A 24,094-nucleotide genomic window follows, 5' to 3' on the forward strand; every position below is an offset into this window, starting at 1 on the left:
TATCATGAATTTATTACCTCAGGAAAAATTTGAAACCCTTGGCTTATCCTTACCGCCAGCACCTCAACCTCTTGGTATATACAAACCTTATCTAGTAGATGGAAAATATTTATACCTCTCAGGTCACGGCCCGGTTCGTGATGACAAATCTTTAATCATAGGAAGGATTGGCGACGATATGGATATCGAAGAAGGCAAATTGGCCGCAAGACAAGTTGGCTTAACCATGCTTTCGACAATTGTAACCAATTTTGGAAGTCTGAACAAAGTAAAAAGAGTTATCAAAGTACTTGGAATGGTGAATTGCAATGGCGATTTCTTAAGACATCCGTACGTGATAAACGGCTGCAGCGAATTGTTTGCTGAAGTTTGGGGACAAGAAAACGGAATTGGAGTAAGAAGCGCCGTCGGAATGGGATCTTTACCAGATAATATTCCTGTTGAAGTTGAAGCCGTTTTCGAATTATTTTAGATTAAAGAATTTCGCCCACATATTTTACAGATTAAACAGATTATTTAATTGAACCATTTAGATATTAAGTTTATTAAGAAGCTAAGCTTAATTTTCTTAACCTAATAAGTTTCATTAAGTCAAGCTTAATTTTCTTAATATCTTAATGGTAAAATATTTAATCTGTGGCAAAAAAAACAATAAACATGAATACAATTAGCTCACAAACAAGAATTGCAACTTTCGGAGAATTATTACTTCGGATGAGTGTTGCAGATGGAAATCGGTTTACGCAGGCCAGTGAAATAAAAGTTCATGTAGGCGGTGCCGAAGCCAATGTTTGTGTTTTACTTTCTCAACTCGGCATCCAAACCGATTATATCACGCGATTACCACAAAATGATCTGGCACAGTTAGCTTTAAACGAACTTCAAAAATATAAGGTAAATACATCCAAATGTGTATATGGCGGAGAACGTCTAGGTTTATATTTTGTAGAAGCCGGAAATCAAATCAGGCAATCGCAGGTTATTTACGACCGCAGCAATTCTTCTTTTGCGACTATTAAAAAAAATGAAATTGACTGGGATTTGGCTTTCGCCGATGTAACTCATTTTCACTGGTCCGGAATTAGTCCGGGAGTTTCAAATGAAGCTGGTTTGGTTTGCAAAGAAGCGATTCTTAAAGCACATGAAAAAGGATTACCTATTTCTTCTGATTTTAATTACAGATCCAAACTTTGGCAGTACGGAAAACATCCTTCTCAAATTATGCCCGATTTGCTTCAATATAGTACCATTACTGTTGCAGATTTAGACGCAATTGAAATTTACTTCGGAATAAAAACCGATAAAAACGAAAGCGACGCAAATCGTTTTCAGAAAACATACGAATTATTAAAAGAGAGAATGCCTTTTCTACAAACACTGGCCATGAGTTTTAGAAAATCTGATGGATTAGCTCATTTATACAAAGGGATGCTGCTTCACGAAGGTCATTTTTACGAAACCAAAGAATACAAAATACATTTGGTAACCGATCAAATCGGATCCGGAGACGCTTTTAACGCAGGGCTATTATACGGATTATCAAACAAATTATCCGGACAGCAATGCATCGATTGGGCTACAGCCTGCGGTGTTATTAAACAAAGTATACACGGAGATTTTGCCATGAGTAATCCAACAGAAATAAGTCATTTTATAGCAAATGGCGCAAGTAACAGAATCAATAGATAATTTAGAATTAAGAATATGTACAGCATTTTAAAAGCACAAGGCGTACTTCCGTTAGTAACACAAATCAATATCGAAACAGCCAAAATAGTGTTGCAGTCAGCGGCTGATGCTGGCATAAAAATTATCGAATTCGCAGCCCGCGCAGACGATGCCAAAGAAGTATTTGAGCAAATGATTGCATTTAAAAACACCAACAATCTGGATATCAGAATAGCTGTTGGTTCTATTTTAAGTGTTATCGATGCTGAAACGTATCACAAATTAGGTGCAGATTGTATTGTATGCCCTCACACCGATTTAGAAATTGGCAATTATTGTCTTAAAAATAACATTTACTGGATTCCCGGCGCAGCAACCCTTAATGAAATACTTCACGCCAATAAATTAGGTGCTGATCTTGTAAAACTTTTTCCTGCTGATAAAATTGGAGGACCGGGATATGTAAAAGCAATTAGAGCACCGTTTCCAAATTTAAGAATCATGCCAACCGGAGGCGTAACCTTAGAAGAGAGCAATTTAAAATCCTGGTTCAAATCGGGTGTTGTTTGCGTTGGAATTGGTTCCAATTTATTTTCAAAAGAAATGCTTTTGAATTTAAATTATGAGCAATCGCTTAACGCTTTTAAAAATTTAATTGAAGTTGTAGAAAAAACAAGAAACTAGATTATGCAGAAAAATTGGTGGAAAATTAATTCCGAAACTCGCCCTGACACTCCATTTTTAGCCGCTTACGAAGATCGTATCCGATTTAATCTGGAACGGCTTATTGGCGCCGTAAATGGTGATACTCAAAAATTAAGACCTCACATCAAAACACATAAAATAGGCGAAATTCTTGAGCTGTTTAAAATCTGTAACATCAAAAAAGTGAAATGCGCTACCATTGCTGAGGCGGAGCTTGCCGCACTTCATAAAATTCCGGATGTGCTTCTGGCCTATCAGCCTATCGGTGTAAAAAAAGAGCGATGGATTTCTTTAATACAAAAATATCCCGAGACCGATTTTTCAACTATTGTCGATAATCTGGAATCAGCGAAAGCCCTGAATGAAATTGCAGGAAAAAATAGGCTCAAACTAAATATTTACTTAGATCTGAATACCGGAATGAACAGAACCGGAATATCAATTTCTGAAGAATGGATCGGATTAATTGAAGATATTCTTCTACTAAAAAATATTCATTTTTCCGGAATTCACATTTATGACGGACATTTAAAAGGAAGTGTTGAAGAGAGAGAATTACAAGCCGCGGTTCCATTTTCAATTATTAAAAAGGAAATCAAAAAACTACAATCAAAGTTCAGTTACGAATTAAAAATTGTAGCCGGAGGATCCAATACATTTCCGTTTTATGCCAAACAGGATAAAGTAGAATGCAGCCCCGGAACATTTGTTTTTTGGGATTCAAATTATCAAATTAATTTACCGGAACAAGAATTCAAACCTGCTTTGGTCATTCTTGGAACCATAATTTCAAAACCAACAAATTCTACAATTTGTATTGATATTGGATACAAAGCAGTTTCATCAGAAAATCCGATTGATAAAAGACTAGTGATTTTAAACGATGAAAATCTAATTCCGGCCTCACATTCAGAAGAACATCTCATTTTAGAAAACCGAGGCAAAAATCAATATGAAGTTGGTGATACAATTTACGCTCAACCTTATCATGTTTGCCCAACCTGCGCCCTTTATGATACGGTTCAGGTAATTAACAAAGAACATCAAATTTGCGATGAGTGGAAAGTTGTAGCTCGCAGCAGAAAAATTAATATTTAAAATTTAAGTCCATCAATATGTTTATAATAGACGCCCATTTAGACCTGAGCATGAATGCGATGGAATGGAATCGAGATTTAAGAAATGACGTTTCCGCTTTACGTCATTTAGAAAAGGGAATGACCGACAAACCAGATCGTGAACGTGCAACGGTTTCGTTTCCTGATTTACGAAAAGGAAATATCGGGATTGTGGTGGCCACTCAAATTGCAAGGTTTGTAAAACCGGATAGTATTATTCCGGGTTGGAATTCCCCTGAACAAGCCTGGGCGCAAACACAGGGGCAACTTACATGGTATAAAACCATGGAAGCAGCCGGAGAAATGGTTTCAATCACAGATAAAAAGTCGCTCCAAAAACAAATTGATTTATGGAATGATGGCACTCCAAACGATAAAAAACCAATTGGATATATTTTAAGTTTAGAAGGAGCTGATTCTATTATTGATGTTTCTTATTTAGAAAAAGCATACAATTACGGATTAAGAGCCATTGGACCCGCACATTATGGCCCTGGGCGATATGCAAATGGAACGGATGCAACCGGAAAAATGAATCAAAACGGTCTTGATTTATTGAAAGAAATGGAACGTTTGAATATTATTTTGGATGCCACCCATTTATGCGATGATGCATTTTGGCAAGCTTTGGATCATTTTAACGGACCTGTTTGGGCAAGTCATAACAATTGCAGAAAACTTGTAGATCACAATCGTCAATACAGCGATGAAATGATACAAGCCTTAATTTCAAGAGGTGCTGTTATTGGCGGTGCTTTAGATGCCTGGATGCTGGTTCCGGATTGGAAAAGAGGCGTTTCTACACCTTTGGGAATGAAGTGCGATTTAGAAACTGTTTTTAAACACATGGATCATATTTGCCAATTGGCGGGAAATGCAAATCATATCGGAATTGGTTCTGATCTTGACGGCGCGTTTGGAACAGAACAGTCTCCATATGATCTAAATACGATTGCCGATTTACAGAAACTCGTTCTTATCTTTAAAGATAAAGGTTATTCTGATGAGGATCTAAACAAAATCTTTCATCAGAACTGGATAAATTTTTTAATAAAAAATTGGGATTAGATAAAAACTAAACTTGGAACTGCCTTCTTATACGCTAGTAATTTTTCGTGATCGGGATCAACTTCGGTAACAACATAATCCACCTCGGATAAGTTGGCAATTTTCATTTTTAAAACCGTATCCAACTTTTCAGAAATAGTTAAAATCGCTGTTTTTTCAGAAGCCTGAATCATCGCTTTTTTCACCTGAACAGTTTCCCAGTCAGAATCTGAGAATCCACCTTCGATATCTAAAGCATTAGTTCCTAATATTAACAAATCAACTTTAATATTAGCCAATTGATTATAGACATCGCCGCTCACACACATTTGGCTGTATGATGAAATGCTCCCGCCAATCATGATAATTTTAACATTAGGCTTGTCTAAAAGTTCGACTGCAGATAAAACAGTAACCGTAAAAATGGTCAGATTCATGGCATCAGGAATTAATCGAATGAACTCACGAATTGTAGTTCCACCACCAATTAATAAAACCATTCCGTCACGGAGTAAACCTAAAGTTTTTTGTGCAATGATTTGTTTTGATTCTCCTGCATAAGTTTGATTTGAAGAAGAATGATGGTACGCCTTTGTCATTGCACCACCTTTTACCTTAATCAATAATGATTCTGATTCAAGTTCATTAATATCACGTCTCACAGTATCTTCTGAAACAAATAATTTAGCCGAAAGCGTTTCAAAACTTACACGAGTATGCAAGTTAATCTCTTTTAAAATAAGATTTTTACGTTCTTCCTTGCTGTAGTTTATCACTTCATTATCATTATTCATGCAAATTCAATTTTATTGAAAACAAATGTAAACAATAAATGCAATATTATTGCGAAACAAATTACAACACAATGTAACAAAATAGTTAATTAGTCTATTTTAAAGACTTTTAAACACAAATAAGATTTGCAAAAAAAATGCAGTTTAATTTACAAACGATAACTTTGTTTAACAAAACCAGAACACCAGCCATGCTAAAAAATATATTCTTTCTCTTGATATTTTGCTATTCCATTAGCAATGCACAAACATCTTCTGAAAACGGTTCGATAATTCCTGCTCCAAATTCATATAAAGCAACTGGGGATAGTATTAATTTAAATGGGCAAATAAAAATTTCTTTTGAGAAAAATAAATTTAGTTCAAAAGAACTTAAAACAGCTCAAATTTTCGAATCGGCTATAAACAAAAATGTTGCTTCGAAAAAGAGTGGAATTGAAGTATTATTTATTACGCAAAATCCATCATCCTCATTAAAAAAAGAAGCTTACAAAATAAATATTAGCACAAAAAAAATAACCGTTACAGGAAGTGAAGAAGGATTATTCTACGCCGTTCAGAGTTTATTGCAAATGTTGCCAAATAAATCATCGACAAAAGAAATAAAATTGCCTTGCGTAACCATCGATGATGCGCCACGATACGCTTACCGAGGTTTACACCTAGATGTTTGCCGACACTTTTTTACTATTGATGTTATAAAAGATTTTATAGCACAGATGTCCAGTTATAAATTAAATAATTTTCATTGGCATTTAACAGATGATCAGGGCTGGAGAATTGAGATAAAAAAATATCCAAAATTAACCGAAGTCGGATCTAAAAGAGCACAGACTTTAGTTGGCAACAAATTCGAAAGATCTCCGTATTTTTTTGATGGCAATCCTTATGGAGGTTTCTATACGCAGGAAGAAATTAAAGAAGTTGTAAAATTTGCTGAAGAGCATTATGTAAATATTATTCCCGAAATCGAAATGCCTGGTCACGCAACTGCTGCAGTTACCGCTTATCCAAATTTATCCTGTTTTCCGGATCGTACTTATAAAGTTGTTGAATATTGGGGTGTTTTTGAAGATATTTTCTGTGCAGGAAAAGAGGAAACTTTCACTTTTTTAGAAGATGTTTTGACTGAAGTTATAGCTTTATTTCCGAGTGAATACATTCATATTGGTGGTGATGAATGCCCAAAAACGCGATGGAAAGTTTGCCCTAATTGCCAAAAGAGAATCAAAGATTTAGGTTTGAAAGACGAACATGAATTACAAGGTTATTTAACAAAAAGAATAGAAAAATTCCTAAACGCAAACGGCAGGCAAATTTTGGGTTGGGATGAAATGCTCGAAGGCGGACTAGCACCGAACGCAGCAGTAATGTCTTGGAGAGGAGAATCTGGGGGAATTAATGCGGCCAAACAAAAACATCTTGTGATTATGAATCCCGAACAATATCTGTATTTAGATTACAATCAGGGATATTCTCCACAAGAACCTTTAACGGTTGGAAGGTTAGTTACAGTTGAGAAAATATACAATTACAATCCAACTCCTGTTGATAGCCTAACTGTTGAAGAGCAAAAATATATTTGGGGTGTTCAATCCAATCTTTGGTCAGAATATTTGACGAGTCCGGCAAAATTAAATTATCAGCTTTATCCCAGAATGTTTGCTTTAGCAGAAATTGCCTGGACCGAACCTCAAAACAAAAATTACAACAGTTTTGTCCTGAACAGAATGCCGCATCATATTGAAAAATTAGAATTACAAAAAAGATTATATAAAGTTCCGGCACCAGTTGGAGCAAATGAAACGGCATTAATCGCTTCAAAATATCTATTAGACCTCAAACCAACAATCAGAAATGGAAAGATATTCTACACTATTGACGGTTACAATCCAGATGAAACTGCCGAACTTTATGAAAAACCTGTCACGATAAATATTCCAAAAGGAGAATTCAGAGTTATAAAAACGGTTCAAATTAGCCCAAGCGGTCGAAAAAGTTCCATTAGTAAAATTTTGATTAGAAATCCAGAGCAAAAACCGGCTTTAGCTGTAAAACCAACTAAAAAAGGTTTAAAATATGAATACTACACCGGAACCTTATTTCAACAAGTTCAGGATTTAGAATTAGTAAAACCAATTAATTCAGGCATTTTTGAAGGCGTAATAAGCAGCGAAAAATGGAGATCAAAAACAGAGCGTTATATCGGCTTAAAATTTGACGGATACATCTATATACCGGAAACTGCAAATTATACGATTTCGACGCTTTCAGATGACGGATCGAAGCTTTTTATCGATAATGAATTGATTGTAAATAACGACGGGATTCATTGGCTTAATGAAGCGTACGGAGTTGCGAAACTCGAAAAAGGCTTCCATAAAATCAGCATCAATTATTTTGATCAGATTGGCGGAACTACCTTAAGTTGTTTCATTCAGCAGGAAGGAAAAGAAAAACAGGAAATAAGTGCTTCGCAATTGTATTACGAATAAGGCATAAAAAAAGCATCCGCTACAACGGATGCTTTTTTATTTAAAACTATTTTCTTCGGATTATCCTTTTAAACTTGCAGCTAAATATTCACGGTTCATACGTGCAATATTTTCAAGAGAAATTCCTTTAGGACACTCTACTTCACAAGCTCCAGTGTTGGTACAGTTACCAAAACCTTCTAAATCCATCTGGTGAACCATGTTTAATACACGATCAGTAGCCTCAACTTTACCTTGTGGCAACAATGCAAACTGAGAAACTTTTGCCCCAACGAACAACATTGCTGATGAGTTTTTACAAGTTGCAACACAAGCTCCACAACCAATACAAGCAGCAGCATCAAAAGATTTGTCTGCATCGTCTTTGTTAATTGGAATTGTATTTGCATCAATTGTATTTCCAGAAGTATTTACCGAGATAAATCCTCCAGCATGTTGAATTCTGTCAAAAGAACTTCTGTCAACAACTAAATCTTTAATTACAGGAAAAGCTTTTGCTCTAAATGGCTCGATAAAAATCGTATCACCATCTTTAAACATACGCATGTGCAACTGACAAGTAGTTACTCCTCTGTCTGGTCCGTGTGCTTCTCCGTTGATGAATAATGAACACATTCCGCAGATTCCCTCACGACAATCGTGATCAAATGCTACTGGCTCTTCTCCTTTGTTGATTAATTGCTCGTTAAGAACATCAAGCATTTCAAGGAAAGACATATCTGGTTCGATTCCGTCGATTGGGTAATCAACAATTCCCCCTTTATCTTGGGCGTTTTTCTGACGCCATATTTTTAATGTAAGTTTCATACTGTTTTAGTTTGAAAGTCATAAAGTCGAAAGTCGAAAGTCTTGACATTTGCCATTAGACTTTAAGACTTTTGTCTTTTGACTAATTGCTATTTGTAACTACGCTGTACTAATTTAATGTTTTCGTAAACTAGAGGCTCTTTGTGTAATACGGCATCACTTGGTTTTCCTTTGTATTCCCAAGCGGCAACGTATGCAAAGTTTTCGTCATCACGAAGTGCTTCTCCTTCTTCAGTTTGGTATTCTTCACGGAAGTGACCTCCACAAGACTCATTACGGTGCAATGCATCTTTTGCGAACAATTCTCCTAACTCTAAGAAATCGGCAACACGAGTCGCTTTCTCTAATTCCTGATTAAATTCGTTAGCGCTTCCAGGAACTTTTACATCTTTATAAAACTCTTCACGTAGTGCGGCAATTTCTTCGATAGCTTCAGTTAAACCTTTAGCGTTACGAGCCATACCTACTTTATCCCACATGATTTTTCCTAATTTCTTGTGGAAATAATCTACAGAATGAGTTCCTTTATTATTGATAAATCTGTCGATTTGATCTTTTACAGCTTTCTCTGCTTCTACGAATTCTGGTAAATCTGTAGAAATTTCTCCCATTTTAATATCTGGAGCTAAATAATCTCCAATAGTATAAGGAAGTACAAAATATCCATCAGCTAAGCCTTGCATCAGAGCAGAAGCTCCAAGTCTGTTTGCCCCGTGATCAGAGAAGTTAGATTCTCCAATTGAGAAACATCCCGGGATTGTAGTCATTAAGTTATAATCAACCCAGGTTCCACCCATTGTGTAGTGAACCGCAGGGTAAATCATCATTGGTGTTGTATAAGGATCTTCGTCAACGATTTTGTAATACATCTGGAATAAGTTTCCGTATTTACTTTTCACGATTGCAGCTCCTAGTTTAGTTACCAATGCAGTATCTTTATCATCTAAACCTTTTACATAAGCATCTTCAGTTCCATAACGTTTAATTGCTGCTGCGAAATCTAAGTAAACTGCTTCACCTGTTTTGTTAACTCCAAAACCAGCATCACATCTTTCTTTTGCAGCACGAGACGCAACGTCACGTGGTACTAAGTTACCAAAAGCCGGGTATCTTCTTTCTAAGAAATAATCTCTTTCTGCTTCAGATAAATCTGTTGCTTTTTTCTTTCCTTCACGAATTGCCTGAGCATCTTCTAATTTTGCAGGAACCCAAATACGACCGTCATTACGTAAAGATTCAGACATCAAAGTCAATTTTGACTGGTGATCTCCAGAAACCGGAATACAGGTTGGGTGAATTTGTGTGTAACAAGGATTTGCGAAAAACGCTCCTTTTTTATGAATTTTCCAAGCTGCTGTTGCGTTACTTCCCATAGCATTTGTTGACAAGAAAAATACGTTTCCGTATCCTCCAGAACCAATTACTACTGCATGAGCAGAATGTCTTTCTATTTCTCCTGTAACCAGGTTACGAGCGATAATACCTCTTGCTTTTCCGTTAACGATTACGATGTCAAGCATCTCGTGACGGTTGTACATTTTCACTTTACCACGACCAATCTGACGGTTCATTGCAGAATAAGCTCCTAACAATAATTGTTGACCCGTTTGTCCTTGTGCATAAAAAGTACGAGAAACCAAAGTTCCTCCAAAAGAACGGTTATCTAAAAGTCCGCCATATTCACGAGCCAACGGCACTCCTTGAGCTACACACTGGTCAATAATATTTGCCGAAACTTCAGCCAAACGGTGAACGTTTGCCTCACGTGCACGGTAGTCACCTCCTTTTACAGTATCGTAAAACAATCTGTAAACGGAGTCACCGTCACCTTTATAATTTTTTGCTGCATTGATTCCCCCTTGTGCTGCAATAGAGTGCGCACGTCTTGGTGAATCCTGAAAGCAAAATGCTTTTACGTTATATCCTAACTCAGCCAAAGTAGCTGCTGCAGAACCTCCAGCTAAACCTGTACCAACAATGATAATATCTAAATTACGTTTGTTTGCAGGGTTTACTAAATTAATATGATCTTTATAATTTGTCCATTTGTCCGATATTGGACCATTTGGAATTTTTGAATCTAATGCCATTATAATTGATATTAATTATTGAAATGATGAAATAATGCGATAATTACGAAAAGTGCTGGTACTACAACTGCAAACCAGTAACCTACTTTACTTAAAAATCTAGAGTATTTATTGTGCATTCCCACTGATTGAAGAGAAGATGCAAATCCGTGCCAAAGGTGGAATCCTAAAAGCACAAAAGATACACAGTATAATCCCGTACGAATTGGATCGTGGAATTTGTGTACTAATTCTCCATAATACCTTGTAGCATCTGGCGCTGTACCTGCAATGTATTTATAACTAACTTCTGGAAACCAAAAATCATAAAAGTGCAGTCCTAAGAAAGCCAAGATTACCAATCCAGAAATAATCATATTTCTAGAACTCCATGAAGCATTTGCAGCTCCGTTGTATTTTGCATACGCAATTGGTCGTGCTGCGCTATTTTGAGCAGTCAGTACAAATCCCATAACGAAATGGAAAATTACTCCGAATGCCAAAACAGGTTGCATTACATATTGAATTAGCGGATTGTAACCCATAAAGTGAGATGCTTCGTTAAAAACATTTTCACTAATAACAGAAATGAAATTTAAGGTAACATGCAGCGCTAAAAACGTGATTAAGAATATTCCCGAAAGAGCCATAGCCACTTTCTTTAAGATGGAAGCATTCAACTGTGCAGATTGTGCCATAAGTGTTTAAGTAGTTTGTTTTAAAAAATTAGACAAAAATAACGCAATTAACAAAGAACTACAACCATTTCGTTGTTATTTATAATCATTTTAAAATAGACTAAGTATTACGTATTTTTACGTATAAAAAATACTTATTATCAAATAATTTTATTATAAAAAACTAAAAACGCACACTTTACAGAAATTATTTAACAGCAATACCAACCCAACTGACGGTCACAAAACTTTATCAAATTGCTATTTTAATCAAACTTTTAATTTATTTTCTTCAAAAGTGCCCGTTCATCACAATTTTATAGCCGAAAAAAATGGTCATTCCATTACATAATTTTACCTTTATCGGCTTCAAAAAAAATGAGAATGAAAACAGGAATTGATGCTATCTCTTTTGATGTAGCGAACATACATTTACCCATCAGAACTTTGGCAGTTGCCAGAAATATTGAACCAGAAAAATTAGAAAAAGGTCTTGGATTAATTAAAATGACCTTACCAGATGTTCACCAGGATGCTGTAGTTTTTGGAGCAAACGCTTTAACTAAACTTATTCTGGAAAGCGAAATAAACCTAAACGAAATCAGCCGGATTTATGTAGGTACCGAAAGCAGTATCGACAGTTCAAAACCAATCAGCTCGTATTTAATTAATTTAATGGAACAGAAATTTGGCGAAGATACTCTTGCTGAATGTGATGTTGTTGATTTTACTTTTGCTTGTATTGGCGGTGTTGACGCTTTGCAAAACTGTATTGATTTTGTAAAATTGAATCCGACTAAAAAAGCTATTGTGGTTACGACTGATTTTGCAAAATACGATTTAAATTCAACCGGAGAATACACACAAGGCGCTGGAGCTTTGGCAATGTTAGTAACTTCAAACCCAAGAATTATTGCTTTTGATGAAAATTGGGCAACTAGTACAAAAGGTGTTTTTGACTTTTTCAAACCTTATAGAACTATCTCGAAAGAAGCGATTACGAAAAACGAAAGTAACGATCCGTGGTTTGATAATTTAGAAGCTGAGATAGAAATCCATAAAGATCAACCGGTTTTTGACGGTCAGTATTCAAATCAATGTTATATGGATCGTACGCGTAATGCCTATTTCTCTTTCAAGAAATTAAAAAATACGACCGAAACCTTATACAAAACCTGGAATAGCATTATCATGCACCTTCCCTATTCTTTTCAGGGCCGAAGAATGTTATCTGAAATTTATGCTTTAGACAGTGCTGATAAAATTATTGCCGAAAATATCGAGCCGGCAGATTATCAGAATAAAATCAAAGAAGTTGGAAAATCTGATGACTATAAAAAGTTTGTAACCGAGAAATTACAACCTGCGGAATTGGCTTCTTCTTTAATTGGAAACCTTTATACAGGTTCTATTTTTATGGGATTATTATCAACTTTAGCACATTATTACGACACTAAAAAAGAAGTTGCCGGAACTAAATTCGGTTTCCTGGCTTACGGAAGCGGATCGAAATCGAAAGTTTTTGAAGGAACGATTCAACCGGAATGGCAATCGGCTTTAGCTAAAGTTAAACTTTTTGAAAATCTCGAAGAAAGTGTAGAAATTGGTTTTGAAACTTACGAAAGCCTTCATAAAAAACAACAAAAACAAAGCGTTCGAACTCCTAAAAACGAATGGGTTTTAGATCGAATTGAAAAAGAGATTCCTAATTTGATTGGGGCGAGATATTATAAATGGGTTAATTAATAAAATTCCAAATTTTTTAAATTCCAAATTCCAATTAATTAAATGCGCGGAACCTTTGTCAAAGTTTTAAACTTTGACAAAGGTTTTTTTATGCGCAATATAATTACGGACAATCTTGTCATTTCGACGAAGGAGAAATCCTCGCGAGAAGCTCGACAAAGATTGGATTCACGTTGCGGAGTTACTTGCGAGGATTTCTCCTCCGTCGAAATGACAAAAAAGCGTGGTAAAACTTCAGAACAAGATAAAAAATCAATCCTTCTTATGCTGTTCTGTATAAGTTTGATTTCCTTTAAGAGCCTCGTCATGGACATGCATTCCGTTTGACATTCCAAGCATAAAGGCGGTTATAATTAAAAGCAATTTTCTTTTTATCCAATGAAGTGGTTGTTTAGATTGCCCTAAACGTGTTTTATTTTTGTGATTATACATTTTGAAAATGATAAATGATTAGACATTATTTTATCATCTTATGCGTTGAAGCGCATAAATGCCTAGAAAAATCTAAGCACTGTATAAACTTTTATATAAATTATTGGAAGTGATTATTTCATTTATAAAAACAGTTTGTCTTATAAATGAAGTTATATTTTGATGAAGAAGCGTTTGTAATTTTTGAATAATCTGAATTTGAAAACTGCGAACCTGTTTAAACTCGAGGTAGTTTAAAGGAATTAAAAACGCAATTTTTATTCTGGAAACAAATTGATTGAAAACGTATAAACGAGATTTTTTTGAATCTAATTCTCGTTTTGAAATAACAAACGAAGATTGATAATAATCTGCCGATTTTGATTGAGAAACCAAAGTACCATCACTTGCAATCACGACGAAAGCGAGAAAGAGATAGATTAGGTATTTTAGGTGTTTATTCAATTTTGTTTGGATTTTCAATTATTCTTCAGCGAAAATACACATTAAAACAAGAATTCCTTCCGTTTTTACTTTCAATTAAAGCAAATAGCTCTCTAAATTTTCTTTATAATTCTTAGAAACCGGAAGCTCGATTTGAGTTAGAATAACAGTATTTGAATTTCTCCAGGATTTAAAATGAGTCGGATTTATTAAATGAGAACGATGAATTTGAATTAAAAAAGTAAAATCATCGAGAATCTTTTTGAGTGATGAACGAATCAGTTTTGAATGTAATTTTCCGTTTTCGATATAAAAAATCTCTACATAATTTTGAGCGTTGGAAATACAAACTAAATCGGATTTATTAATTTTTAAAATATCCAGTTTGTTTTCTCCAGTGAATGTGAGAACATCATCTTTGATCGGAATCAGTTTAATTAAGTATCTTCTAGCGAGAATAACTACGGGAGCTATAACCAAAGTAACTTTTATAAAAATAATCGTGAAAAACTCATTAAAACTATAACCGCCTTTTAAAATTGGACTTTTGTAAAAGGCATAAATTCCCAACAGATAAATTAGAAAAAAGAAAATAATACTTCCTATTTCTAAACTGAGATTCCATTTTGAGATTTTCTTGTAAATGCTTTTTTGAAGAATTGCCAAAACACTGTAACACAAAAAAGCCAAAACGCTAAAACCAAAACTAATGAAGAACCAGGATCGAAAATCTAAAGTTCCGTCATCAAAAGGTTTTATGATGAATGCGAAGGCAAAAATCCATAATGAAATAAGAAGCCCAACGACCAGATGATGTTTTATTGATGGATTTAATTCTTTCATTACTTATAGATAGTAAATTTATTATGCGATAAGGTAAAACCAAGGTTTTCGTAAATCATGACATTTTCTACTCTTCTTTTGTTTGTGGTTACTTCGATACTTTTTAAGTTATGCTCTTCTGCATATTGCATAATTTTTTCGATAAGTTGTCTTCCAACGCCTTTGCCCCGATGATTTTGATTTATAAAAAACTCTTGAATTTCGCCAACTCGCCCGTTATGATGCAAAAGATTTTGCGTGTGAAAACTAATAAAACCTACTCCTTCGTTCTCGTTTTCTGCAATCAAATAAAGATTGTTTGGATTGGCGATGTTTTCATTGAAGATTGCCGCGAAGATTTCGAAGTTTAATTCTTCATTTTCAAGTTCGCAGATTGATTTGAATACGAAATTTAGGTCTTGGGTTTGAACTTTTCTTATTTGAAGGTTTGATTGCATAATTTATTTAATGAATAATTAAAGCCTTATCTGTAGCACCAATATACAAATTCCCACAATTGAAAAAACTCATTTTTTTTACAAACAATAAACTTCTTATGAAACCGTGAGCGTGAGGGATAGAGGCGGTATCTCCCGATTTAGAAAACAAGGCTTTTTAGCCGTAGTTTTTCTAAATCGGGAATATAGCCGAAAGCCCGACCCGGAGGGACACGCCATTATTAAGATTCTAAGACTCTGAGTTGCTAAGTTGCTGAGATTCTTTGCAGAGTTTCGAGTGTGATTCTTCCCTCCTCAGAATGACAAATATTGGCGATTAACGTTGTCGAGCTACTTGCGGGGATTCCTCGTGCCTCGGAATGACAAAAATGGTGTGCAAACAAATAAGAAAACTTTAATAAATCAATCTTGCACCACTTCTTCAAAAATCACTAATTTTGAAATCTGAAGTTCAAAAACGAAATAATTATGAAATATCATCAAATAAACAGCGCTCTTTTTGTAAAAAATCGCAAAAAATTCACGGCAGAAATGAAACCTAACAGTGTTGCCGTTTTCAATTCTAATGACATTTACCCTGTTAGTGCTGACAGTACTTTGCCATTTGCACAACATAGAGATATTTTTTATCTGAGCGGTGTGGATCAGGAAGAAAGTATTTTGCTTTTGTTTCCGGATGCGCCTTATGAGAACCAAAAAGAAATGCTTTTCCTAAAAGAAACCAACGATCATATCGCGGTTTGGGAAGGTGAAAAACTAACTAAGGAACGTGCTTATCAGGTTTCAGGGATCAGAACGGTTTATTGGTTGCAGGATTTTCATAAAGTTTTGAACGAAATGATGACGTATGCTGATACGATGTACATCAATACGAACGAACATTACCGTGCGACTGTTGAAACTGAAACGCGTGAAGCTCGTTTTATAAAATGGTGGAAAGAGCGTTACCCAGCGCACAATGTGGCAAAAAGTAACCCAATTTTGCAACGCATTCGTTCTGTAAAAGAAAGCGAGGAAATCGATTTGATTCAGCAAGCTTGTGATATTACAGAGAAAGGTTTCCGTAGATTATTATCGTTTGTAAAACCAAATGTTACGGAATATGAAATTGAGGCTGAATTGGCCCACGAATTCATTCGTAACCGTTCTAAAGGTTTTGCTTACACACCAATTATTGCTTCGGGAAATAATGCAAATGTTTTACATTATATCGAAAACAACCAACAATGTAAAGCGGGAGATTTAATTTTGTTAGACGTTGCAGCAGAATATGCTAATTATTCAAGCGATATGTCGAGAACGATTCCGGTTTCTGGAAAATTTTCTGAAAGACAAAAAGCGGTTTACAATGCGGTTTTGAGAGTTAAAAACGAAGCAACAACAATGTTGACTCCAGGAACACTTTGGAAACAATATCATATTGAAGTTGGTAAAATCATGACTTCGGAATTATTAGGTTTGGGTTTATTAGACAAAGCCGATGTTCAAAATGAAAATCCGGATTGGCCAGCTTACAAAAAATATTTCATGCACGGAACGTCTCACCACATGGGATTAGACACACACGATTATGGATTGCTTCACGAACCAATGAAAGCCAATATGGTTTTTACGGTTGAACCGGGAATTTATATTCCGGCTGAAGGTTTCGGAATTCGTTTGGAAGATAACGTTGTGGTTCAGGAAAAAGGAGCTCCTTTTAACTTAATGCGTAATATTCCGGTTGAAGCAGATGAAATTGAAAGTTTGATGAACTCATAATCTTACGATGAAAAAGATCTTTCTATTTGCTTTTTTGATGATTTTGGGAAATACTTTCGCGCAAACTGAAGGTTATTCTACTAACGATGATTCGAGCAAAACCTATTATAAAATATTCGGAAAAGGCGAACCGCTTTTAATTATTAACGGCGGACCCGGAATGAACAGTAATGGTTTTGAGGGTATGGCTAAGATTTTGGCGGAAACTCAGGAAACTATTATTTATGATCAGCGCGGAACTGGGAAATCGGAGTTGAAAGAATTGAATTCGAAAACTATTTCGATGAAAATTATGACTGAAGATATTGAAGCTTTGAGAAAACATCTGAAAATTAAAAAATGGAATATTCTTGGGCATTCTTTTGGTGGAATGTTAGCCTCTTATTACGCAACGATTTATCCAAACAGCATTAATAAACTGGTTTTATCATCGTCTGGCGGAATTGACCTGAGCTTATTAAAAGGCCCAAATTTGATTGAACAAAATTTAAGCAAAGTTGAAAAAGATTCCATGAATTATTGGGAAGCTAAAATCGAAAAAGGCGATACTTCGTATGCTGCCCGATTAGGACGTGGAAGAGCGATGGCGCCGGCTTATGTTTACGATCAAAAATATGTTCCGATTATTGCTGAAAGGCTTACTCAGGGGAATTCAACCATAAATGGATTGCTTTGGCAGGATATGCAAAAGATTAATTTTGACTGCGCAGCCAAATTGAAATCTTTTAAAAATCCGGTTTTAATTATTCAGGGAAAAGAAGATGTGATCAGCAATGAAATTGGAGAACTGGCTCACAAAACGCTACCCAATTCGAAACTGATTTTGCTTGAAAACTGCCGACATTATGGATGGCTGGATGCAAAAGAGAAATATTTTGGAGAGATAAATTCTTTTTTAAAATCATAAAAACAAAAACGGCTTTCATTTCTGAAAGCCGTTTTTGTTTAACTTCTTTTTTATTTAAATTTAATTTCTCCTTTGTAACATTCAACACACACATTCGACTTATTCAGAAAACTAAAAAACTAGAAATCATGCAAGCACACGAAATAGATTATAAGATTTTTGGAGAAGAAATGCAATACGTAGAAATAGAACTTGATCCACAGGAAATAGTAATTGCCGAAGCTGGAAGTTTTATGATGATGGAAAACAATATCCAGATGGAAACTATATTTGGCGACGGATCCCAACAACAATCAGGTTCAGGTTTGTTTGGAAAACTTTTGAATGCCGGAAAAAGAGTCCTTACCGGCGAAAGTCTTTTTATGACAGCTTTCTTAAACCAGGGAAATACCAAGAGTAAAGTTTCATTTGCTTCTCCATATCCTGGAAAAATTCTCCCAATTGATCTGACACAATTTCAAGGTAAATTTATTTGTCAAAAAAGTTCTTTCTTATGTGCCGCCAAAGGGGTTTCGGTTGGAATCGAATTTTCACAAAAACTCGGCCGCGGTTTATTTGGAGGTGAAGGCTTTATCATGCAAAAAATAGAAGGAGACGGAATGGCATTTGTCCATTCTGGCGGAACAATGGCTAAAAAAGAATTAGCTGCTGGGGAAGTCCTAAAAGTAGACACAGGCTGTATTATTGGCTTTACTAAAGATGTAGATTATGATATTGAATTTATTGGCGGAATCAAAAACTCTATTTTTGGAGGTGAAGGTTTGTTTTATGCAACCTTAAAAGGTCCCGGCACCGTTTACATACAATCTTTACCTTTTAGCAGATTGGCTGACAGAATCATTGCATCGGCACCCCGATCAGGCGGAAATAGCCGTGAAGAAGGAAGCCTGCTTGGCGGACTTGGAAATCTTCTAGATGGCGACAATCGGTTTTAAATTAAAAATATAAATGGCTTTCAAAAATGAAAGCCATTTTTTTTATTCCAAAGCGTTATTTGACATAAAAAAATTAATACCATTATCGACTAAATATTAACTCAAAAGGATATATATTTCTTATACAGCCAGCGCTTTCTTATCTTTGCTCTTTAAAATTTAAATTCTCATGTTGAAAAACATTCTCTATAAAAACACTGAAATATCATATACCGATTCGGGCGAAGGAAATGCAATTGTACTACTTCACGGCTTTTTGGAAAACAAAAAAATGTGGCAGGAATACGTTGATTTTTTTTCTAAACAATACCGTGTTATCACAATTGATTTATTAGGACATGGTGAATCAGATTGTTTAGGTTACGTTCATACTATGGAAGAAAATGCAAATGCTGTGCAAGAAGTTTTAAATTCATTAAAGATTGAAAAAGCAATTATTCTGGGACATTCTATGGGCGGTTATGTTGGTTTGGCTTTCGCCGAATTATACCCGAAAAATATTCAAAAGTTAGTTTTACTGAATTCGACTTCTAAAGAAGACAGTGCAGAGAAAAAACTAAATCGTACTCGCGCTATAAAAGCAGTAAAACAGAATTATGTGAGTTTTGTTAGTTTGGCAATTGCTAATTTATTCAGCGAAAATAATAGAACAAGACTAGTCGATGAAATTGAAAAGGTAAAAGAACAAGCCTTAAAAACACCTTTACAAGGAATTGTTGCTTCTCTGGAAGGAATGAAAATCAGAAAAGATCGTGAAGTTCTTTTACATGAAAACAGATTTCCGGTTTTATTGGTATTAGGTAAAAAAGATCCGGTTTTAAATTATGAAGATAGCCTCTCTCAAATTGAAGACACCACTGTCGAATTGATTTCATTTGAAGACGGACATATGAGTCACATTGAGAATAAAGAAGAATTAAAACCCATTTTACAAGAGTTCTTTGGCAAGTAAAATCAAAAAAGGCCGCTTCAAAAATTTTGAAACAGCCTTTTTATCATTTGTGGGGGCAAAAAATCTTAATTATTGTAATAATATATATTTTTTGATTTAGATAACGATTAGTATTATCAAATCGATAGAACCCTTTTTTGATGGGTCAAAGATATTTTAATATTCGTAATTGCTCTATGAACATTTGTTAAAAAAAGACTGATTTGAAGTCTAAAATTCACTTTTATTTAAATTATATGTTTTCTTTATTTTTAAAATAGACTAAATAATAAATCTTAACAAAAAGAAAGAATTCTTTTAAAAATATAACATTACGATTCGTTAATCTTAATTAACAATCTGATAATTAGAGCTATTTTTCTAAATCCAGAAAACATTTTATCGTTTTTAAAAAAATATTCCAATTACTCAACGTCATGCTAACTTCTTTTTGACCAGAAAAAAGTAACAAGTATTTTAAAAAAATCATAAATAGATCCTAAAAAAGACTTGATTATAAAGAATGGGAATTTAACAGATAACCTTTTTCAACAAGCTCTCTTTTTTCTTTAAGATGATGCGTTTTACCATCTTTAATTAAAACTAAATGATTTGAAATCTTTAGTACATTTTGATAATTATGATCTGTTATAATAATACCTTTCTTATGTGTATTATTCAATATCATTTCATTAACAACGTCAATCATTAACGGAGCTAATCCATTATAAGGTTCATCAAGTAAAACAAATTTAGAAGAATTGAAAAGCACAAGTTTAATTTCAAGATACCGCAGTTCACCACTTGACAAATATTTTATTCTTTTTCCGAGGATTGACTGAATCAGTTTGTCTTCACAAAAACCCTCCATTGCTTTTTTATCGATAGATAAAGAAATTACTTTTTTTACAGACAAATGATTAGGAATAAATTGGTACTGGTGCAAATATCCAATTTCACCAAGCATATTTTTGTTGTTCCTTGAAATTCCATCAATTCTAATACATTTATTTGGAACTGAAACCAAGCCAAAAATAATTTTTAATAAGGTTGACTTTCCTGAACCATTTCTCCCTAATAAACCGATAATTTCATTAGTTTCACACTTCAGATAAACATCAGACAGTAGCACTTTACCATTGTAACTGATTTGAATTCCATCGACTTCCAGAATATGCTTTTTCAAATTAACTTCCTTATTATAAAAACTATCAAACCAACAATAACAACCGTAAAACATGTAAAAAGATAACTAACTAACAAAAGCTGCCATTTTGGAATACCATTATTCGCATAAAACAAATAATCATTTTTACGATATAATTCTTTAAATCCAATAGTCATTAAAAATCCAAATCCGACAAACATTATAAAAAAATAATCAAATCCCCCGAATAAAACAGATATTGCGCAGATCGTTAAATTCACAAGCAAAGTCGTCTTAAAAAACTCGAATATGTTTGATAGCTTTCTGATAATTAATTAATTTTTTCTTCAAAAGGAATAGCATCATCGAAGATTTCGTTTAAGAGTACTACAATTTCTTCCAAATAACTATTCAGAATTTCTTTTGTGACCGTTATATTCAATTCTTTTTCTTCTTTAAATCCAAAAGGCAAAAAACCGGATTTTAAATTTTTAAAAGAAATAATTCCCACTTCTATCGGAAAACCTTTCACTTCCTCTTCAAACATAAACGCATAAGCCAAAACCTGAATAATTTTATCGTTTTTAAGCTCCTGCGTTAATCCGTTCCAGGACTTCAACACTACACTCGTTTTTTCGACTTTTCCGGTCTTATAATCGATTATTCTTATTTTTCCGTTGCGTAACTCAATTCTATCAACATTTCCTTTAATTAAAACAGGAAATGGTAAATTAGGATGAACGAGTTCACGCCCGTATGTTTGTTCTAAAGCTATAATCTGAATTGCATCACCATTCTTAATTGATTCTAACTCCATTCTCAGAAAGTTAGATACATTACGTTTAGCCACTTCAAAAGCCAAAAGGTTTCTTCCTTTTTTAATTTCACCTTCTTTATAAACCAATTTAAATTGTTTTAAAACTTCGTCGTCTAACAATTTAAAACAATTTGAAATATCACTTTCAGAAATAAATTTACCTACAAAAGGATCATAAAGCGCTTTTAAAGTTTCATGAATTATGGTTCCTAATGTATTTAAAGCAATGTTTTCTTCTACTTCTTCTACTTCCCTGATACGGAGTATCTTTTGGAAGTAAAAATCAATTGGATTCCGAATATAACTAGTCAATGCCGACGGAGAAAAACCTGCTACTACAATTTCTCTTAAACGTTCCATAACAGCTTCTGATTTTGGGACAACCATTGGCTTATAAGCAGTCGTTGGCAAAACAGGATTATAAATATCAAAAGTTAGATTATGCTTAGCCCGCTTTTCAACTTCTAACTGCGTAATAAAACGGCTTTGTTCACCAGCATCTAAACCATCGTTTTCTGTATTGTAGATTAAGTATATATTTTTGGCCCTTTGCAGTAAGTGATAAAAATGATAGGTATAAATAGCATCTTTTTCTTTAAATGTTGGAAGACCTAATTCTTTCTTTACATCATATGGAATGAAAGAATTTTGAGATTTCCCCGCAGGAAATTTTCCTTCATTCATAGAAGTTACAATTACGGTTTCAAAATCTAAAACACGACTCTCTAAAACTCCCATAATTTGCAATCCACGAAGAGGCTCCCCTTCAAACGACACTTCAGCAACATCAATCACTTGTTTATAAATCGCGTACAAAGTATCAATATTATCAATATGCTTATGTTTCAGGTAATAATTAGTTAATTTATTAATAACCTTAAAAATAGCATAAACAAAAGCCTTCGCTATTTTTTCGTCTTCATTATCATTGCTAAAATTTTCTTTTATCAAAAGTAAAAGTGTCGAAATATTTTCCAAAACTGCCACCGCACCATCTTCCCATTTTTTAAACAATAAGAGAAATAAATTTGATGGATTAGAATTAAGCTCAATAAGTCGGTTATGACTAATAAAAGTATAATTACTCTCTTTGATAATCTTTACCAGATTGCCGGCGTTCGCATATGGCTCAACTAAAGGATGCGTCAAAACATCAAGTATGTCTTTGTAATAAAGAACATAACTCTCACTTTTTCTTGAAAGCGCATTGGTATGCATTTTAAACAATTTGGCAATCAATATTTGCGATGGGTTATTTTTACCTGAATATCCCATCGTTATATTTAATGCGCCTACAGAAGAGGGTAATGCATATAAAACTGGCATAAGCAGATTTTCTTCTCCAAGAACAATTGCAACTTTGTCAAGTGAAGAAATTTCATTTTCGTTAATTAAATTTTCTATAATACTCCCAGCAAGTTTTGCCTGCCCTATTGTTTTTGGCGTACCAATTACCTGAATGTTTTTAGATTGAGAAAAGTCATCGACAATCCATTCAAAAGGATTTGCTTTATAATGTTTCCAGTTTTCTTTAAAACGTCTTACAAAAAGACCAGCATCATGATAAGGATCATTCAAAAAAGCCTGATCAACATCCCAATATATTTTAGCCTGATCAAGAGCAAGAAGATGTTGCACTATTTTTTCTTCTGCGGCATTTAAAGCATTAAATCCTGCAAAAACAAAAGTACGATTCGAAATTGTGTTCGAAAAATGATTTAAATTATTGACTGCTTCACGATAAATAAGACCTTGATATCCTATTGATTTATTAAGCAAATGTTCGTATAGTGAATTATAATATAACGGTAGAAGTTTCCAAAAATCAATATAATTTTCTAAGAGTTTTGTTTTATTTTCAACTTCAATTCCCCATTTTTTAATATCCTCAATATCTTTTAAGTAAGATAAAACATGAGAGGGATCTAAAAGATAACGATCGATTTCATTAAAATCCTGCAAAAGTGTTTTTGCCCAATTAGCAAATAACTCAAATGATTGTTGGTTTTGTTTTTCAGTAACAGAAAGATATACCTCATAAAACTCAAATAATAATTCAATTGAATCTACAGAACGAATTGACGCAACACTCTGCACAAAATCTTCAATACTGATAATTTCAGGAGAAAGAATCGTTTTGTTCGTTTCTTTTTTTAAAGCTTCTATCAAAAAGACTTTTGCCCTTTTATTTGGCAAAATTATAGTTGTTTCAGCAAGTTTTGCAGAAAAATCCTGAATTACAACAGCTGCTATTTTTTCTAAAAAAGAAGTATTTATCATTTGATAAAAATAAAAAAAGCCATTCAATTAAGAATGGCTTTTAGTATTTATTTAA

General features: G+C 34.1%; 21 protein-coding genes. 11 read left to right on the top strand and 10 right to left on the bottom strand.

Annotated elements, in window-relative coordinates; genetic code table 11:
- The first annotated feature begins 4 nt into the window (after positions 1 to 4).
- The 5 genes from BUA98_RS00745 (at position 5) to BUA98_RS00765 (ending at position 4,559) form a co-directional block, all read left to right on the top strand.
- A complete protein-coding gene (locus tag BUA98_RS00745) occupies positions 5 to 472 on the top strand; it encodes a RidA family protein (RefSeq protein ID WP_053473321.1) in 468 nt (155 codons plus the stop codon).
- Positions 473 to 657: 185 nt separating this feature from the next.
- On the top strand, positions 658 to 1,689 hold the full coding sequence (locus tag BUA98_RS00750) for a sugar kinase (protein WP_072970550.1): 1,032 nt from the start codon (positions 658 to 660) through the stop codon (positions 1,687 to 1,689).
- A 15-nt stretch (positions 1,690 to 1,704) separates the two neighbouring features.
- A complete protein-coding gene (locus BUA98_RS00755; protein WP_072969768.1) occupies positions 1,705 to 2,352 on the top strand; it encodes a bifunctional 4-hydroxy-2-oxoglutarate aldolase/2-dehydro-3-deoxy-phosphogluconate aldolase in 648 nt (215 codons plus the stop codon).
- Positions 2,353 to 2,355: 3 nt separating this feature from the next.
- Positions 2,356 to 3,471, top strand: coding sequence for a D-TA family PLP-dependent enzyme (locus tag BUA98_RS00760; protein WP_072969769.1), 1,116 nt, complete (start codon positions 2,356 to 2,358; stop codon positions 3,469 to 3,471).
- Between the two features lie 17 nt (positions 3,472 to 3,488).
- A complete protein-coding gene (locus BUA98_RS00765; protein ID WP_072969770.1) occupies positions 3,489 to 4,559 on the top strand; it encodes a dipeptidase in 1,071 nt (356 codons plus the stop codon).
- Here BUA98_RS00765 and BUA98_RS00770 read toward each other — a convergent pair.
- Positions 4,556 to 5,332, bottom strand: a complete 777-nt coding sequence (locus BUA98_RS00770; RefSeq protein ID WP_072969771.1) for a DeoR/GlpR family DNA-binding transcription regulator — start codon at positions 5,330 to 5,332, stop codon at positions 4,556 to 4,558. The genes BUA98_RS00765 and BUA98_RS00770 overlap by 4 nt on opposite strands.
- A gap of 137 nt (positions 5,333 to 5,469) precedes the next feature.
- On the opposite strand from BUA98_RS00770, the gene BUA98_RS00775 reads away from it, so the two are divergent.
- On the top strand, positions 5,470 to 7,827 hold the full coding sequence (locus BUA98_RS00775; protein WP_244279158.1) for a family 20 glycosylhydrolase: 2,358 nt from the start codon (positions 5,470 to 5,472) through the stop codon (positions 7,825 to 7,827).
- A gap of 60 nt (positions 7,828 to 7,887) precedes the next feature.
- Here the strand turns inward: BUA98_RS00775 and BUA98_RS00780 are convergent, their stop codons facing one another.
- The 3 genes from BUA98_RS00780 to BUA98_RS00790 all read right to left on the bottom strand — a co-directional run bounded on the left by BUA98_RS00780 (position 7,888) and on the right by BUA98_RS00790 (position 11,401).
- Positions 7,888 to 8,634, bottom strand: a complete 747-nt coding sequence (locus BUA98_RS00780; RefSeq protein ID WP_072969772.1) for a succinate dehydrogenase/fumarate reductase iron-sulfur subunit — start codon at positions 8,632 to 8,634, stop codon at positions 7,888 to 7,890.
- A gap of 89 nt (positions 8,635 to 8,723) precedes the next feature.
- Positions 8,724 to 10,724: a fumarate reductase/succinate dehydrogenase flavoprotein subunit gene (locus BUA98_RS00785; protein ID WP_072969773.1), complete on the bottom strand. Its 2,001-nt coding sequence runs from the start codon at positions 10,722 to 10,724 to the stop codon at positions 8,724 to 8,726.
- A gap of 11 nt (positions 10,725 to 10,735) precedes the next feature.
- A complete protein-coding gene (locus BUA98_RS00790) occupies positions 10,736 to 11,401 on the bottom strand; it encodes a succinate dehydrogenase cytochrome b subunit (protein ID WP_072969774.1) in 666 nt (221 codons plus the stop codon).
- Between the two features lie 363 nt (positions 11,402 to 11,764).
- Here BUA98_RS00790 and BUA98_RS00795 point away from each other — a divergent pair, with 363 nt between their 5' ends.
- Positions 11,765 to 13,126, top strand: a complete 1,362-nt coding sequence (locus BUA98_RS00795; RefSeq protein WP_072970552.1) for a hydroxymethylglutaryl-CoA synthase family protein — start codon at positions 11,765 to 11,767, stop codon at positions 13,124 to 13,126.
- 252 nt (positions 13,127 to 13,378) lie between these two features.
- On the opposite strand, the gene BUA98_RS00800 is transcribed toward BUA98_RS00795, so the two are convergent.
- The 4 genes from BUA98_RS00800 to BUA98_RS00815 form a co-directional block, all read right to left on the bottom strand.
- Positions 13,379 to 13,558, bottom strand: a complete 180-nt coding sequence (locus tag BUA98_RS00800) for a hypothetical protein (RefSeq protein ID WP_072969775.1) — start codon at positions 13,556 to 13,558, stop codon at positions 13,379 to 13,381.
- 72 nt (positions 13,559 to 13,630) lie between these two features.
- The gene (locus BUA98_RS00805; protein WP_139256982.1) at positions 13,631 to 14,002 is read right to left on the bottom strand and encodes a hypothetical protein; all 372 of its coding nucleotides are present in this window, start codon (positions 14,000 to 14,002) and stop codon (positions 13,631 to 13,633) included.
- A 75-nt stretch (positions 14,003 to 14,077) separates the two neighbouring features.
- Positions 14,078 to 14,824 (bottom strand): LytTR family transcriptional regulator DNA-binding domain-containing protein, encoded by a 747-nt coding sequence (locus tag BUA98_RS00810; protein WP_072969777.1) that lies wholly within the window; start codon positions 14,822 to 14,824, stop codon positions 14,078 to 14,080.
- On the bottom strand, positions 14,824 to 15,261 hold the full coding sequence (locus BUA98_RS00815; protein ID WP_072969778.1) for a GNAT family N-acetyltransferase: 438 nt from the start codon (positions 15,259 to 15,261) through the stop codon (positions 14,824 to 14,826). Before BUA98_RS00815 ends, BUA98_RS00810 begins: the two co-directional genes overlap by 1 nt.
- Before the next feature lie 468 nt (positions 15,262 to 15,729).
- Between BUA98_RS00815 and BUA98_RS00820 the strand changes: the two genes are divergently transcribed.
- The 4 genes from BUA98_RS00820 (at position 15,730) to BUA98_RS00835 (ending at position 19,816) form a co-directional block, all read left to right on the top strand.
- Positions 15,730 to 17,022, top strand: a complete 1,293-nt coding sequence (locus tag BUA98_RS00820) for an aminopeptidase P family protein (protein ID WP_072969779.1) — start codon at positions 15,730 to 15,732, stop codon at positions 17,020 to 17,022.
- Positions 17,023 to 17,029: 7 nt separating this feature from the next.
- A complete protein-coding gene (locus tag BUA98_RS00825; protein WP_072969780.1) occupies positions 17,030 to 17,929 on the top strand; it encodes an alpha/beta fold hydrolase in 900 nt (299 codons plus the stop codon).
- A gap of 128 nt (positions 17,930 to 18,057) precedes the next feature.
- Positions 18,058 to 18,864 carry a TIGR00266 family protein gene (locus BUA98_RS00830; protein ID WP_072970553.1) on the top strand — a complete coding sequence of 269 codons (807 nt, stop codon included), beginning with the start codon at positions 18,058 to 18,060 and terminating at the stop codon, positions 18,862 to 18,864.
- A gap of 172 nt (positions 18,865 to 19,036) precedes the next feature.
- Entirely contained in the window at positions 19,037 to 19,816 is a 780-nt protein-coding gene (locus BUA98_RS00835; protein ID WP_072970554.1) for an alpha/beta fold hydrolase, read from the top strand.
- Positions 19,817 to 20,309: 493 nt separating this feature from the next.
- Here the strand turns inward: BUA98_RS00835 and BUA98_RS00840 are convergent, their stop codons facing one another.
- Together BUA98_RS00840 and BUA98_RS00850 are read right to left on the bottom strand one after the other, a co-directional pair.
- On the bottom strand, positions 20,310 to 20,981 hold the full coding sequence (locus tag BUA98_RS00840; protein WP_072969781.1) for an ATP-binding cassette domain-containing protein: 672 nt from the start codon (positions 20,979 to 20,981) through the stop codon (positions 20,310 to 20,312).
- A gap of 292 nt (positions 20,982 to 21,273) precedes the next feature.
- Positions 21,274 to 24,039 (bottom strand): PD-(D/E)XK nuclease family protein, encoded by a 2,766-nt coding sequence (locus tag BUA98_RS00850; protein WP_072969783.1) that lies wholly within the window; start codon positions 24,037 to 24,039, stop codon positions 21,274 to 21,276.
- Between the last annotated feature and the right edge of the window lie 55 nt (positions 24,040 to 24,094).

The organism is Flavobacterium saccharophilum (assembly GCF_900142735.1).
Classification (GTDB): Bacteria; Bacteroidota; Bacteroidia; order Flavobacteriales; family Flavobacteriaceae; genus Flavobacterium; species Flavobacterium saccharophilum.